Origin of the sequence: Dietzia sp. CW19 (assembly GCF_014145265.1) — a bacterium.
GTDB classification, from domain to species: Bacteria; Actinomycetota; Actinomycetes; order Mycobacteriales; family Mycobacteriaceae; genus Dietzia; species Dietzia natronolimnaea.
This window is the reverse complement of the sequence record NZ_JAALEE010000138.1, coordinates 1-14,082: the sequence shown is the minus strand read 5'-3', so window position 1 is coordinate 14,082 and position 14,082 is coordinate 1. Positions and strand designations below refer to the sequence as shown.

The 14,082-nt window shown below is 69.8% G+C and carries 16 protein-coding genes, 1 tRNA gene and 1 other RNA gene; 5 read left to right on the top strand and 13 right to left on the bottom strand.

Annotation, left to right across the window (positions count from 1 at the left end; genetic code table 11):
- The coding region (locus G6021_RS04875; protein WP_347238915.1) for a DUF6597 domain-containing transcriptional factor at positions 1 to 441 on the bottom strand (441 nt) is incomplete at its 3' end.
- A gap of 80 nt (positions 442 to 521) precedes the next feature.
- On the opposite strand from G6021_RS04875, the gene G6021_RS04870 reads away from it, so the two are divergent.
- A complete protein-coding gene (locus G6021_RS04870) occupies positions 522 to 1,028 on the top strand; it encodes a VOC family protein (RefSeq protein ID WP_179524830.1) in 507 nt (168 codons plus the stop codon).
- Between the two features lie 73 nt (positions 1,029 to 1,101).
- Here G6021_RS04870 and G6021_RS04865 read toward each other — a convergent pair.
- From G6021_RS04865 to prfB, 10 genes are all read right to left on the bottom strand, one after another.
- Positions 1,102 to 1,174: transfer RNA gene (locus G6021_RS04865), tRNA-Ala, on the bottom strand.
- A gap of 133 nt (positions 1,175 to 1,307) precedes the next feature.
- Positions 1,308 to 2,051, bottom strand: a complete 744-nt coding sequence (locus tag G6021_RS04860) for a thioredoxin domain-containing protein (protein ID WP_179524829.1) — start codon at positions 2,049 to 2,051, stop codon at positions 1,308 to 1,310.
- A gap of 166 nt (positions 2,052 to 2,217) precedes the next feature.
- Positions 2,218 to 2,591: a transfer-messenger RNA gene (gene ssrA / locus G6021_RS04855) on the bottom strand.
- Between the two features lie 83 nt (positions 2,592 to 2,674).
- Complete coding sequence (locus tag G6021_RS04850) at positions 2,675 to 3,523, bottom strand: DMT family transporter (protein WP_182609626.1); 849 nt, start codon at positions 3,521 to 3,523, stop codon at positions 2,675 to 2,677.
- Positions 3,520 to 4,029 (bottom strand): SsrA-binding protein SmpB, encoded by a 510-nt coding sequence (smpB, locus tag G6021_RS04845; protein WP_179524827.1) that lies wholly within the window; start codon positions 4,027 to 4,029, stop codon positions 3,520 to 3,522. The genes G6021_RS04850 and smpB overlap by 4 nt, the downstream gene beginning before the upstream one ends.
- A 59-nt stretch (positions 4,030 to 4,088) precedes the next feature.
- Positions 4,089 to 4,991, bottom strand: coding sequence for a permease-like cell division protein FtsX (ftsX, locus tag G6021_RS04840; RefSeq protein ID WP_182640768.1), 903 nt, complete (start codon positions 4,989 to 4,991; stop codon positions 4,089 to 4,091).
- Positions 4,991 to 5,680 carry a cell division ATP-binding protein FtsE gene (gene ftsE / locus G6021_RS04835; protein ID WP_179524825.1) on the bottom strand — a complete coding sequence of 230 codons (690 nt, stop codon included), beginning with the start codon at positions 5,678 to 5,680 and terminating at the stop codon, positions 4,991 to 4,993. Before ftsE ends, ftsX begins: the two co-directional genes overlap by 1 nt.
- A 53-nt stretch (positions 5,681 to 5,733) precedes the next feature.
- Positions 5,734 to 6,408 carry a hypothetical protein gene (locus G6021_RS04830; protein ID WP_182640767.1) on the bottom strand — a complete coding sequence of 225 codons (675 nt, stop codon included), beginning with the start codon at positions 6,406 to 6,408 and terminating at the stop codon, positions 5,734 to 5,736.
- Positions 6,408 to 7,304 carry a mechanosensitive ion channel domain-containing protein gene (locus tag G6021_RS04825; RefSeq protein ID WP_182640766.1) on the bottom strand — a complete coding sequence of 299 codons (897 nt, stop codon included), beginning with the start codon at positions 7,302 to 7,304 and terminating at the stop codon, positions 6,408 to 6,410. Before G6021_RS04825 ends, G6021_RS04830 begins: the two co-directional genes overlap by 1 nt.
- Positions 7,301 to 8,410 (bottom strand): peptide chain release factor 2, encoded by a 1,110-nt coding sequence (gene prfB, locus G6021_RS04820; protein WP_179524822.1) that lies wholly within the window; start codon positions 8,408 to 8,410, stop codon positions 7,301 to 7,303. Before prfB ends, G6021_RS04825 begins: the two co-directional genes overlap by 4 nt.
- Positions 8,411 to 8,576: 166 nt before the next feature.
- Between prfB and G6021_RS04815 the strand changes: the two genes are divergently transcribed.
- From G6021_RS04815 to G6021_RS04800, 4 genes are all read left to right on the top strand, one after another.
- Positions 8,577 to 9,386: an inositol monophosphatase gene (locus G6021_RS04815; RefSeq protein WP_182640765.1), complete on the top strand. Its 810-nt coding sequence runs from the start codon at positions 8,577 to 8,579 to the stop codon at positions 9,384 to 9,386.
- A 120-nt stretch (positions 9,387 to 9,506) separates the two neighbouring features.
- Positions 9,507 to 10,913 carry an acyl-CoA dehydrogenase family protein gene (locus G6021_RS04810; RefSeq protein ID WP_179524820.1) on the top strand — a complete coding sequence of 469 codons (1,407 nt, stop codon included), beginning with the start codon at positions 9,507 to 9,509 and terminating at the stop codon, positions 10,911 to 10,913.
- A 49-nt stretch (positions 10,914 to 10,962) separates the two neighbouring features.
- Positions 10,963 to 12,168, top strand: a complete 1,206-nt coding sequence (locus tag G6021_RS04805) for an acyl-CoA dehydrogenase family protein (RefSeq protein WP_179524819.1) — start codon at positions 10,963 to 10,965, stop codon at positions 12,166 to 12,168.
- Between the two features lie 136 nt (positions 12,169 to 12,304).
- Entirely contained in the window at positions 12,305 to 12,793 is a 489-nt protein-coding gene (locus G6021_RS04800; RefSeq protein ID WP_179524818.1) for a GAF domain-containing protein, read from the top strand.
- 18 nt (positions 12,794 to 12,811) lie between these two features.
- Here G6021_RS04800 and G6021_RS04795 read toward each other — a convergent pair whose 3' ends face one another.
- Both G6021_RS04795 and G6021_RS04790 read right to left on the bottom strand, forming a co-directional pair.
- Positions 12,812 to 13,342: a hypothetical protein gene (locus G6021_RS04795; protein ID WP_182640764.1), complete on the bottom strand. Its 531-nt coding sequence runs from the start codon at positions 13,340 to 13,342 to the stop codon at positions 12,812 to 12,814.
- An 87-nt stretch (positions 13,343 to 13,429) separates the two neighbouring features.
- Positions 13,430 to 14,082 (bottom strand): peptidase S1 (locus G6021_RS04790; RefSeq protein WP_182640763.1); only part of this gene is annotated, 653 nt, incomplete at its 5' end.

The following is a 14,082-nucleotide window of genomic DNA, read 5'->3' as shown; positions in this document are numbered from 1 at the left end:
CTGGTCGGCCCCGCGCTGATCAGCAGGGCACGACCGGCCGACGACCTCGTCCACCTCTCCCATCGCCGCCATGACGGCACGATGCAACCCGGGGGCGTCGAGGGGCGTCTCCGCGTCGCGGAGCCGCCGGGGCTCGGCCGCCAACGAGGCCAATCCGGCCGGGCGGAGCAGGGCGCCTACCGCCCATCCGCTGCCGATGAGGTCCCGGTGGGAGACGCCGGTCGTCGGTCCGGAGAGACTGACCCCTCCGGGGTCGACGACGAGATTGGACGCCGGAAAAGGGAGCAGCTCCTGCCGGGAGGTCTCCCCCGGCGCGAGACGCCAGCGCGGGATCCAGAACCAACGGATCCGGTCACGCAGTTCCGACGGCGCGTCCTCGCGGTGGAAGGTGGGCAGCCGGTCCGGATAGAGGACCCCGCGTCGATCAGGGAGGTCGGCCATCGTCCCCTCCCCGCGTGTCGGACGCGACGGCGTCGCGAATCTTCAAGCCACTCCCGTGCATGTCCTCGTAGGTTCATCGCATGACAGAGAACACCACGCCCCGGGCCGGGGTCACCGGAGAACACACCACCGACGGCGTCCCCCACGGGTCGACCAGCCTCACGCCGTTCCTCGCCGTCGAGAGAGCGGGGGACGCGGTCGAATTCTATTCCTCGGTGTTCGGCGCCCGGGTGGTCGACGTGACGGAGATGGGCGGGATCGTCGTGCACGCCGAACTCGACTTCGGCAACGGCCGGCTGCAACTCGGCGAGCCCAGTCCCCGGTTCGGGCTCGTGCCCCCGCCCACCGGGGAGGTGGCCTGCTATTCGATCGGGATGTACTGCGCGGACGTCGACGAGGTGGTCGACCGGGCCGCACAGGCCGGGGCCACGATCCGTGAACCCGTGAGCGAGTTCGTCTCCGGCGACAGGTACGCCTCGATCCGGGACCCGTACGGCGTCCGATGGTCGATCATGTCCCGCGTGGAGGACCTGTCGGAGTCCGAGAGCGCACGCCGGGTCGCCGAGTGGGCCGCGCAGCAGGGATAGAGATGAAAAGAGCCCGGCCAGTGGCCGGGCTCTTGCTCGCATGAACCATCCGTTGCCGGATCGTTCGTTCGGGTGGAGCTAAGGGGACTCGAACCCCTGACCCCCACACTGCCAGTGTGGTGCGCTACCAGCTGCGCCATAGCCCCGTATCGGTTGTTCCGCCGTTCCCCTCTCGGCGACCGGCTCGACCAAAGTTACACCATCCCGGTTCGGCGCTCCAAATCGCCTCCGGCCCCGCCCTGGACGGGCGGGGCCGGTACCGATCGGTGCGGACCGGGGTCAGGCGAGGATGTTGTCCAGCCAGGCCGGATCGGCGATCTCCACGACCTCACCCTCGTAGGCGACCGTGGGGGTGGAGACGCGGTCGGTGACCTCTCGGATACTGTCCTGCGAGTTGTCGGCGGTGTCCGAGGCCTTCTCCATCCCGCCGTTGGTCTCCACGTTGCCGATGCACTCCACCGAGTCCGCGTTCGCGCCGGCCGCCTCGGCGGTGGCGGCCAACTCCCTCGCGGAACGGTCGCCACCGCCCTCGGCGGGCTGCTGGGCGAAGAAGGCGTTCTTGACGTCGAAGAAGGCCGGCAGCGAATCCTTGGCCGCGACGCACTGGACGGCGGCGATGGCCCGCGTGGAGTACTCGCCCGACGCCGACTGGCGGTTGAGGAAGTTGAGGGTGTGGAACTCCACGCGCAGGTCACCGGCCTCCACGGCGGAGGCGATCCGCTCACCGTTCTGCCCCTCGAAGGAGGCACACGCCGGGCACATGAAGTCCTCCCAGATCTGGACGGTCGGGGCGGTCTCCTCCCCCACCGCGATCACACCCGTGTCCGAGATCTCGATCAGCTCGTCGGCCGTCTCACCGAACGTGATCGGGTTGGCCTCGCCTCCCCGCTGGGCCATCCACACGACGCCGCCGAGGACCAGGACGGCGACGGCGATCAGGGCCGCAACCGTGATCAGCATCCCGTTGTTCTTCTTGGTCTTCAGGACCTTCGTGCTCTTGTTACCTGCGGACTTGGCGTTCACGTGTGGGTGGGCCTTTCTCTCCTGGGAAACCGTCGGCCCTTTCCGAGCGACTGGCGACTACCGAGAGGGTACCGAAACCGCCTGAGTCCTCTTTCAGGTGAGGGCAGGTGGCGAGGCCGAAATGCACCGAGCCCCCGGTCGGTGATCGACCGGGGGCTCGGCCCGATGGTGGAGCTGCCGGGAATTGAACCCGGGTCCTCCGCAGCATCGGCAGGGCTTCTCCGTGCGCAGTCCGCGTTGGCCTCTACTCGGATCTCGCCCTCATGCGGACATGTCGGCGATGACGATCCCAGTCACTGTTGGATGTCCCGACCCACCCCGTGACCGGGTGAGCCGGTGATCCCTCTAGATGATGCCGGTGACCGGGGCGAGGGCGACCCCGGGCCGACAGACTACGGGCTCGCTGTCAGGCAGCGAGGGCGTAGTCGCGCTGATTGGTATCGGCGCGTAATTGGTTGCCACGACGCTTACGGTGGTCTCTGGCCTGCACCGGCACGCTTCCCCTGCGTCAACTCACGTAGTCGAAACCACATCAGCCCCGTCAGGTCCGCCGACTCTCATCGACGGACCACTGACCCTACCCCGACCGGGGCCCCACCGCCAGGGTGAGCTCCGTCTCCACCTCAGCCCAGCGCGAGCAGTGCGATCGCCACCCCCGCCAGTGCGAGCCCCGCGATCTGGACCGCGCGAAGGCGCTCCCCTCCGTGCGTGATGGCCAGCGCCACCGTGAAGGCGGGGTAGAGCGCGGCGATCACGCTCACCAGCGAGAGCATGCCCGCCTGGGAGGCGAAGTAGAAGGCTCCGTTGGCGACCGCGTCGAACACGGCGATCACCAGGCCGATGGCGATGAGGCGCCGGGAGAACCTGAACGACTCGCGGGCGGCGAACGCCGCCGTCAGGACGACCCCGGTGGCGCCGACCCGCGACGCCGCGACCGGCCACAGCCCCTCACCCGCCGGGACCTGTGCCAGCAGGACGAAGAAGCCCGCGAACGCCAGCCCCGAGATCACCGTGAGCGCCATCAACGGCCAGGTGAGGCGACCGTGTCCGATCGACGAACCCTCGTCGCTCTCCAGTGAGACGAGGACCGTGGCGACGAGCGCCACCGACATCCCGACCAGGGCTGCCGCCCCGGGCCGCTCCCCCGCCACCAACCCGAACGCGAGCGGCACCGACGCGGCCAGAACCGCCGTAATCGGCGAGATCACGCTCATCGGCCCGCGCGAGAGCGCGACGTAGAACGACCACACCGCGAGACCTGACAGGAGGCCCGAAGTCAGCCCCCAGGCCAACCCGACCAGGGTCGGTGACCCCCCGGACACCACCGCCGCCGCCCCGACCAGCACGATCGACAGCGGGTACGACACGCTGACGACCCTCAGTGCACGGGCACGCCGGGACGCGACCCCGCCGAGGTAGTCGCTGATGCCGTACGCCACCGCCGAGGTCGACGCCAGCGCGACCGGCATCATGCGTGCATGCCCTTGATCCTCCTGCCGAGTTCGCGAACGGCTTCGCGCTCGGCGGTCCGCTTGGCGATGTCGTGCCGTTTGTCGTGGGCCTGCTTACCCCGGGCGACGGCCAGTTCGACCTTGACCCGCCCGTTCACGAAGTAGAGGGACAGCGGGACCAGCGTGGCGTTGCCGTCCCGCACCTTGCCGACGAGCGAATCGATCTCGCGACGGTGCAGCAACAGTTTGCGGGCGCGCTTGGGCGCGTGGTTGGTCCAGTTCCCGTGGGAGTACTCGGGGATGTGGAGCCCGCGGAGCCACACCTCGCCGTCGTCGATCGTCGCGAACGCGTCGACCAACGACGCCTGGCCCTCGCGCATGCTCTTGATCTCCGTACCCAACAGCGCGATCCCCGCCTCGTGGGTGTCGAGGATGGAGTACTCGTGCCGGGCCTTGCGGTTGCTCGCGACCACGCTGCCGTCACGGCCGAGGGTCGACGCGCCCTTCTTCTTGTTCTTCTTGGCCACGCCGGTTCACCTCCTCGTCCGTCCGTCGGGCAGATCCCCCACTCTAGATCAGTACGGGATCACCGCCGAACCGTGATCCGCAGCGTGGCCCATGCCGTGAGCGCGGACACCACCGCGCCCGCCACCACGAGGACCGGGGCCAGCAGCAGGATGTCGACGGTGGTGATCCGTTCCACCAGGTTCGCCCGGTACGCCTCGGCCAGCACCCTGTCGAGGAAGACGACCTTGGCCCCCAGCAGCCCGCCGACCGCGAGCAGCGAACCGACCACCGACGCCAGCACGGCTTCCACCACGAACGGCAGCTCGGTGTACCAGCGGCTCGCGCCCACCAGTCGCATGATCCCCAGCGCGGTCCGGCGGGTGAAGGCCGCGATCTGCGTCATGTTGGCGATGAGCAGGACGGTGGCCAGGAGCTGGACCACCGCGACGGCGAACGCGGCGTTCCGGATGCCGTCCAGGACGGAGAAGACGCGCTCGACCAGCTCCCCCTGCCCCTGCACGACCTCGATCCCCGCGACACCCTCCAGGTCCTCGGCCACGGACTCCGCACGGGTGGGGTCGTCGAGGGTGAGCGTGAATCGCGACCCCAGGGCGTCCGGGGAGGTCGACTCCACCAGGACGGGGTCGGTGGAGGCGAAGAGCTCGACGAACTCCTCGTACGTCTCCTGCGGGTTCTTGTACTCCACCGAGGCCACGCCGGCCGTGGCCTCCAACTCGTCCCGGATCTCACCGCACGCCGAGGTGCAGTCGGGGTCCTCGAGGGAGATGGCCCGGTCCACGTAGACACGGAACTCGTTGAGGTAGTCGTACTTGACCTGGCTGGCCGAGGCAGTCATGACCACCAGCACCCCGGCGCCGAGCATCGCCAACGCGACGGCGGTGGTGATGATCATGGCCAGCGTCATCGACAGGTTGCGGCGCAGGCCCTGTGCGACCTCGGACGCGATGAACCGCGCGGCCATCAGCGCCCCACCCCGTAGGTGCCGCGGGAGTCGTCGCGGACGACCCTTCCGTCGACCAACTCCACCACGCGGCGTCGCGAGCGGTCGACGATGTGTCGGTCGTGCGTGGCCATGAGGACCGTGGTCCCGGTCCGGTTGATCCGGTCGAGCAGCAGCATGATGTCCTCGCTGGTCTCGGGGTCGAGGTTGCCGGTCGGCTCGTCGGCGAGCAACAGCCTCGGTCGGTTGACGAACGCCCTCGCGATCGCCACCCGCTGTTGTTCGCCGCCGGAGAGCTCGTGCGGTCGGCGACCTGCCTCACGACCCAGACCCACCATCTCGAGCGTCTCGGGGACGACCTTGTCGATCGTCCGGCGGGACTTACCGATCACCTGCAGCGCGAACGCCACGTTCTCGGCCACGGTCTTACCCGGCAACAGACGGAAATCCTGGAAGACGCAGCCGAGCGAGCGACGCAGCGACGGCACGGACGAGGCCTTCATCCTGGTGAGGTCGTGGCCGGCGACGACCAGGGTCCCGGAGTCGGGCCGGTCCTCGCGGAGCAACAGGCGCAGGAAGGTCGACTTTCCCGACCCGGAGGCGCCGATGAGGAAGGCGAACTCGCCCTCGGCGATCTCGACGGTCACGTCGGACAGAGCCGGACGCGTCGAGGACGCGTACGACTTGGTCACATGGGAAGCACTGATCACTCGAGTAGCGTAGCGCTACTCCAGCCACACGGCAGGCAAAGGACCCGCCGGTGTCAGCTCGTGGTCACGGGATTCCCACCGGCCCCGGCGTCGCCGGAATCCTCTCCCTGTTGCGCCTGCTCCTGCGGCGACTGCTCCTGCGGTGACTGCTGCGGCGGCGCCTGCTGCCCGGTCGCTCCCGTGGGGGACGTCGGGGTCTGGCGTCCCGGCGGCGGCGTCGTTCCGGTGACCGGCGGTGACGTCTGCGGAGTGGCGGTCGGAACCGTCGTCTGGTCGACCGTGGTCCCCGGGGTCGGCGACTCCTCGACGGGTGTCGTCCCCTCGGCCGGCGCGGGCGGTTCGGTCTCGGCGGTGTCCGTCTGGGGCGGTGGGGTACCGAAACTGGCGACCGGCTGGTCCTTGACCAGCGAATAGAGCATCGCGAACAGGACGAACGCCACCAGCAGGATCGCGGTGGTCCGCGACATCCTGAAGAACTCCCCGAGCAGGGACACGATCTTCGGTCGCGGCCGACGGGACGGCGCATCGGGATCGGTGGTCCCCCCGAGACCCAGCGGATCGCCGCTGATCAGGGGCTCACGCGTGGTCGCCGCCTCGGTCCGCGCGCTGTCCTCGGCCTCCGGGCCGAGCTCGCCGGACGAGACCGCGTCGGAGGTCGTGCCCTCAGGTGTGTGGTCGTCGGGCGTGTGGTCTTCGGCTGTCGTGTCGTCGTCTCGGCGCTCGGCCATCACGCGCTCCCCTCTCCGGTCTGCGGTCGGAGCATGCCCGCCCGGATCGCGGCCAGGGCCTCGGGCTCCAGAACGATCCCCTCCGCGCGGAACCGGCGCAGGATGACCGCGCGCATCCGTCGGCCCACCTCCCACTGCATGCCGGGCTTGGTCCGGGCCAGCAACCGGATCACGGTCTGCTCCAGCCGGATCGACTGCACACCCATCACGGTGGGTTCGTCCAGGACGTACTGGCCCACCCGGTCGTCGTCGGTGATCTCGCGACAGACCTGTGCGAGCACCTCGTTGGCCTTGTCCATGTCGGCGTTGTTGGGCACCGGGACGTCGATGATCGCACGCGCCCAGTCCTGCGACTGGTTGATCGCGGTGACGATCTGGCCGTTGGGGACGATCACCGCCTCGCCGTCGAGGGTCCGCAGGCGGGTGATGCGCAGGGTGACGTCCTCGACGGTTCCCGCGGTGACGCCCGTCGCAGTGGTGAGCTCCACGATGTCGCCGTAGCCGTATTGACGCTCGGCCAGGACGAAGAACCCGGCCAGGAAGTCCTGGACGATCTTCTGGGCACCGAAGCCCAGCGCCGCACCGAGCACGGTGGCCGGGGCGACGAGTGCGACCAGGTTGACGCCGAAGCGCAGGAGGATCTGGATTCCGAACAGGATGTACAGCACGCCCACGGCGACGTACGAGATCACCTGGATCAGCGAGTGGAGGTGCTTGGACTCCTCCGACCAGAAATCCTCGTCGGTGTGTTTGGCGTCGATCCGACCGGTCCACATCCGCGCGATCTTGGCGATCACCCGCGTCATCAGGGCGGCGCCCAGCACGAGGAGGACGACCTCGAGGCCGTTGTTGCTGAGCCAGTTCAGGATGGGATTGAAGTCAGTCTGGAACCTCACTCGGCGTCGGCCCCCTCCCGCATCCGCCACCGGATGCCCGCCTCGATGAACCCGTCCAGGTCGCCGTCCAGGACCGCCGACGGATTGTTGACCTCGAACTCCGTCCGCAGGTCCTTGACCATCTGGTACGGGTGCAGGACGTACGACCGCATCTGGTTACCCCAGGAGGCGTTGCCGCCCGAACCGAGCGCGTCCATGGCGGCCCGCTCCTCCTGTTGCTTGCGTGCGAGCAGCTTGGCCTGCAGGACCTTCATGGCCGCGACCTTGTTCTGCAACTGCGACTTCTCGTTCTGACACGTCACCACGATCCCGGTGGGGACGTGGGTGAGGCGGACCGCCGAGTCGGTCGTGTTGACGGACTGCCCGCCGGGGCCGGACGAGCGGTAGACGTCGACGCGCACCTCGTTCTCGTTGACCTCGATCGAGTCGGTCGTCTCCACCACCGGCAGCACCTCGACCTCGGCGAACGAGGTCTGCCGCCTGCCCTGGTTGTCGAACGGGCTGATGCGGACGAGTCGGTGGGTCCCCTGCTCGACGGAGAGTGTGCCGTACATGTACGGGTCATGGACGACGAAGGTCGCCGACTTGATGCCCGCCTCCTCCGCGTACGAGGTGTCGTACACCTCGACCTTGTGGCCGGCCTTCTCCGCCCACCGCACATACATGCGCATGAGCATCTCGGCGAAGTCCGCGGCGTCGACACCGCCGGCACCGGCACGGATGTTGACCACGGCCTCACGCTGGTCGTACTCGCCGCTGAGCATCGTCTTGACCTCGATGGCCTCGACGTCCTCACGCAGCTGGAGGCGCTCGGCGTCCGCGTCCTCGACGGCTCCGTCCCCCTCCTCCTCCGCCAGCTCGTACATCAGCGGGAGGTCCTCGATGCGTTGGCGCAGCTCGCGACACCTGCGCAGGTCGGCCTGGATGTAGGAGAGCTCGCTGGTGACCTTCTGCGCCCGGTCCTGGTCGTTCCACAGGTCGGGGTCGGCGGCCATCTGCTCCAGCTCATCGACACGGCGGGCGAGCTCCTCGATGTCGAGGACCTTCTCGACCGTGGTCATGGTGGCGTCGAGGGCTGCGATGTCGGCGGAAACGTCGGGGTGCACGGGATCCAACTCTACGCGGCCGGGCGTCCGCCCCGCGTTTCCCCACCCGCCACCCTCCCGCGGTCCGGCGCACACCCCGTCGTCGACTCACGGGGGTAGCGTCGCGGGCGACGGACCCGCTACCGCCCGAGGTCAGCGGGCCACTGCGGCCCAGCGGAGGAAACCGATGTCCCCTGAGACCCGCCACCTGCGCCCTCCGTCCGACGAGGCCGTCGCGCCGATGACCGACGCGGACCTGGCCGCCAGACTCGTCGTCGACGCCGGGTCCCTGGCTCGACGTCTGCGCGAGGACGGCCTGGACGTCCGCCACAAGACCTCGGTCTCCGACGTGGTCACCGAGGCCGACCGGGCCGCCGAGCGCCAGATCACCGCCCTCCTGTCCCGCCACCGCCCTGACGACGGGGTCCTCGGCGAGGAGGGCACCCTGGTCCCCGGTCGTCACGAACGCAGGTGGGTCGTCGACCCGGTCGACGGGACCTACAACTTCGTCAGCGGCTCGGACTACTGGTGTTCGGCCGTGGCCGTCACCGGGCCGGACGACTACATGCTCGGGGCCGTCCACCGGCCCGTCACCGGGGACACCTTCGTCGGGGGTTCGGACGTACCCACCCGTCGGAACGGCGTCCCCGTGACCCGACTCACCCCCGGCGACCTCGCCGCCGGCAGTCTGGCCACCTATCTCCACCCGCCGTTCTTCGCCGACCCCGACCTCGCCGACCCCTTCCACCGGGTCAGCCGAGGTGCGGCGACGATCCGGATGCTCGGATCGGGCTCCGTCGACCTGGCGTCGGTCGCCTGCGGCGTCCACTCGGTGTGGTGTCAGCACTCGTGCCCGGAGTGGGACTGGCTCCCCGGACGGGCCCTGGTCGAGGGCGCGGGTGGGCTCTGCGCGACCGTCGAGGTGAACGGCTACGACTGGTTCGTGGCGGGCCGTCCGGGGGCCGTCGAGCAGGCCGTGGCGCTCCTCCGGGGCTGAGCCCGAGGCTCTCACCAGGGGCTGGGACGACTTGAGGGCAAAGTCTGGCGTTCGGAACTTACTCCGAAGTAAGATGTCCCCGACAGCACCGTCCACCGTCCGTCACGAGAACAGCTGGTGATGATGAGCAAGAACCCCACGTCCCCGTCCACGACCGGACGCGCGGAGGCCTCCACCCCGGGTAAGAACCCCACGAGGATCGACGCGATCGGAGCCGCGATGCGCGCGCTCACGACGATCACCGGGTCGGAGTTCGCCGAGCGCTTCAATCTGCGCCAGAAGGTCGACCGGGTCACCTACGAGGCCACCAAGACCGGCTTCAAGACCCTCGGCGCCGCCACCAAGTCGTTCAAGAAGGTCTCCGGATCCGGCGCGCCCAAGCGTCTGCCCGACGCCGACTCCGAGGCGAGGCCCGACCTGTTCGACCTCACCCTGGACGACGACCAGCAGATGATCGTCGAGACAGTCCGGGACTTCGCCGCCGAGGTCGTCCGACCGGCCGCTCACGACGCGGACCACGCCGCCGAGGCCCCCGCGTCGCTGCTGACCCGGTCCGCCGAGATCGGCGCCACCATGCTCAACGTGCCCGAGGAGTTCGAGGGCATCGCCTCCGAGCGCGGCGTGGTGACCAACTCGCTGGTCGCCGAGGCGTTGGCCTACGGCGACATGGGTCTGGCCCTGCCGATCCTGGCGCCCTCCGGCGTCGCGACCACCCTGACCCAGTTCGGGTCGGACGCCCAGCAGAAGTCCTATCTGCCGGCCTTCGCCTCCGAGCAGGTCCCGGCGGCCGCCGTCGTGGTGGCCGAGCCCCGTCCGCTCTTCGATCCGTTCGAGCTCAAGACCACCGCCACCCGCGGGCCGGGTGGGTTCACGCTCAACGGCGTCAAGTCGATGGTGCCCACCGCCGGGAGCGCCGAGCTCTTCGTCGTCGCCGCCTCTCTCGACGGGTTCCCGACCCTCTTCGTGGTCGAGTCCGACACCGACGGACTCGTGGTGGAGGCGGACCCGTCCATGGGCCTGCGCGCCGCGGGTCTGGGGCGGATCGTCCTCACCGACGTCTCCCTCCCGGCCGACGCGGTCCTCGGTGGCCCCGACGCCTCCCCGGAGGAGCGGGCCGGGACCTATGCCGACGTGATCCGTCTGTCGCGACTGGGCTGGGCCTCGCTCGCGGTGGGCACCTCGCACGCGGTCCTCGACTACGTGACCCCGTACGTCAAGGAGCGCCAGGCCTTCGGCGAACCCGTCGCGCACCGCCAGGCGGTCGCCTTCGCCGTCGCCGACATGGCCACCGAGCTCGACGGCATGCGCCTGGTGACCTGGCGCGGCGCGTCGCGCGCCGAACAGGGTCTGCCCTTCGCACGCGAAGCGGCCCTCGCCCGCAAGATCGCCGCGGACAAGGGAATGAGGATCGGCCTCGACGGCGTCCAGCTGCTCGGTGGACACGGCTTCACCAAGGAGCACCCCGTCGAGCGCTGGTACCGCGACCTGCGCGCCGTGGGTGTGGCCGAGGGCGTGGTGGTCCTGTGAGCACCGCCCACCTCGCCTCCCGCCCCACCAGCACGAAGGACCACTGACGATGATCAATCTCGAACTCCCCAAGCGGCTCGAGGCGGGCGCCAACCAGGCCCGCCAGGTCGCCACGCAGATCTTCCGTCCCGTCTCCCGCAAGTACGACCTCGCGGAGCACGAGTACCCCGTCGAGCTCGACACGCTCAAGGCCATGATGGAGGCCATGGAGGACGCCGGTCAGGCCGCCTCCGGTGCCACCATGGGCTCGGGCGGCGCACCGCGTCGCGAAGGCGTCTCCAACGGCGGCAACATGAAGTCGCTGCTCAACATCATCGAGACGTGCTGGGGCGACGTGGGCCTCACCCTCTCGATCCCCCGCCAGGGTCTGGGCAACTCCGCGATCGCCGCAGTGGCCAGCGAGGAGCAGATGGAGAAGTTCGGGCGGGTGTGGGCCTCCATGGCCATCACCGAGCCCGAGTTCGGGTCCGACTCGGCCGCCGTGTCGACCACCGCCCGCCTCGAGGGCGACGAGTACGTGATCAACGGCACCAAGATCTACGTGACCTCCGGCGCCCGCGCCGACCACATCGTGGTCTGGGCGACGCTGGACAAGACCAAGGGCCGCGCGGCCATCAAATCGTTCGTGGTCCCCCGCGAGCACCCCGGTGTCTCCGTGGACCGGCTCGAGCACAAGCTCGGCATCCGCGCCTCGGATACCGCGCAGATCACCTTCGACAACTGCCGGATCCCCAAGGAGAACCTCCTGGGCGACCCGGAGGTCCGCGTGGACAAGGGCTTCGCCGGCGCCATGCAGACCTTCGACAACACCCGGCCGCTGGTGGCCGGCATGGCCGTCGGTGTCGCCCGCGCCGCGCTGGAGGAGATCCGCACCCTGCTCGAGGAGGCCGGACTCGAGATCGACTACGACCGGCCCGCCACCAGCCAGCCGGCCGCGGTGGCCAAGTACCTCGAGCTCGAGGCGGACTGGGAGTCCGCGTACCTGCTCACGCTCCGCGCCGCGTGGATGGCCGACAACAAGATGCCCAACACCAAGGAGGCGTCGATGTGCAAGGCCAAGGCCGGGCGCACCGGCTCCGCCGTCACCCTGGGCGCGGTCGAGCTGGCCGGCAGCTACGGCTACTCCGAGCGCAGCTTCCTGGAGAAGTGGTCGCGCGACTCCAAGATCCTCGACATCTTCGAGGGCACCCAGCAGATCCAGCAGCTGGTGATCGCGCGGCGCATCCTCGACTTGTCGAGCGCCGAACTGAAGTGAGCCGCGGCCGTATGCGCGGTTGAGAACGACGGACGCCTCCGTGGATCATTGATCCGCGGAGGCGTTCCTCGTTCGCGGGGCTCGCCCGTCCCGCACCCGTCCCACCCGAGCAGGTGCCCCGAGAGGAGCAGTTCCGATGGCGGCTGACGACGTTCCCCTGTTCAGGGCCCCGATGCGGTCGAGGGACGACGCCGTGGCGGACGGGGTGGGTGTCGAGCGGGGCCTGCGCGTCGGGCTCTGCGGCATGGGCGGCCGCCTGGCGGGGCCGCCACCCTCATCGCTCGCCGAGGCGGTCGACGCCGCCGCGGCGCAGCACGACGACAGGCTGGCCCGCCGCCTCGAACGGTTCGCCCGGGTGCCCGACGGTGCATATGTGTGGACCCGGGACGTCGACGGCAACTACTGGCTCGGGCGTCTCGGGGGGCCGTGGCGCTACGACGACTCGGACGAGGCGCACGAGGTGGACCTGGTCCACGTCCGGGACTGCCGGTGGCGATCGGAGCCGACAGACCGGTCGATCGTCCCCGCCGCCGTGCGGGCCACGTTCGCCCGGGGTGGCCGCAACTGGCAGCGCATCCGGTCGGAGGCGGGTGCGGCCGAGACCGAAGAGCTGTGGAGGCGATGAGGGGCGTCGAACTACGTGCTACCCGGTCAGAGCCGGATCCACGAACTGCTCGTCCGCCTCGGCCCACACGTCCTCGCGACCGATCCCGTCGGGGTCGAGCCGATCGACCGTCTCGGGTAGGTACACCATCCGCACCATCTCCTGACCGTTCTGTTCCTCCGGCTGGTTCCCGGGCGCGGTGAACGCGGTGATCTCCACCGTCCCCGACCAGTCGGACCCCTGAACGGCCCGGAGCACGGCGATCGAATCGTCCTGCGCACTCTCCACGGCGGAGGACGGGGTGGCCCCCTGCCGGATCGGGAAGTCCACGGCGACGAGTCCCGGTTCGAACTCGACGCCCGCGTCCTCCACCTCCGCCGTGATGGCGTCGGCGAGCGCCGTCTGGGGGTCCTCCGCAGCGGGCTGCGCGGACTCCTCGGCGTTACCCGTGAACAAGAACACCAGGACGCCGACGACGACCACCACGACGACCAGCGCGAGGATCATGAACATTCCGCGACTCGCCCGGTCGCGTCGCTCGGGGGGAACAGGGGTGTCGGTGTGGGTCATTGGGTCACCTCTCGTCCGGGGTGACCCCAGTCGTACCAGGCGGGCCGGTGATCCACACCGGTTTCGGGCGGCCGGTCCGGCCGCCGGTCAGGCCATCCGGAAGCCGCGTCCGGGCCAGTTCCGGTCGGTGGCGTCGGCCACGATCGCGTCGAACGAGTACGCCAGCGCCGGGAGGAACACGGGTGACTGCACGGGGTGGAGGCAGGACGGCAGGAGAGCGCCGATGCTTCCGACCGATCCCGCGGCCGGCGGCATGTGTCCGCCGGACAGCAACCCCACGAGGCGGCCGTCGCGGGTCACGGGCCCGCCGGAGTCCCCGTAGCCAGCACACGCATGGCTCCAGAACTCGTTGCCGTCGCGCTGCCACGTGATGCCGCAGGTATGCCCGGTGGACATCCCGTCCTTGCAGACCACGTCGCCGAATTCCGGGGCGGGACCGCGTCCGGTGACCCCGGGTTGGCGCACGGGCACAACGACGCCCGGGTTGAGGCGGATCACCGAGTAGTCGAGGATCTCGTTGCGCGTCGCGACGGTGCCGATGACACCGGCTCCCGGGTCGCCCCGGAGGATGACCGGGGCGTTGATCCGATCGCTGCAGTGGGCGGCGGTGAAGGCGACGGGCGTGCCGGCGGCGTCGTAACCCGCCGCGGTGAGGGTGCACCCGGCAACGCCGTTGACCAGCACGGGGGTGCCCCCGGAGACCTGGATCGCGGCCTGGGCCGCGGCGGGGGCCGCGAGGG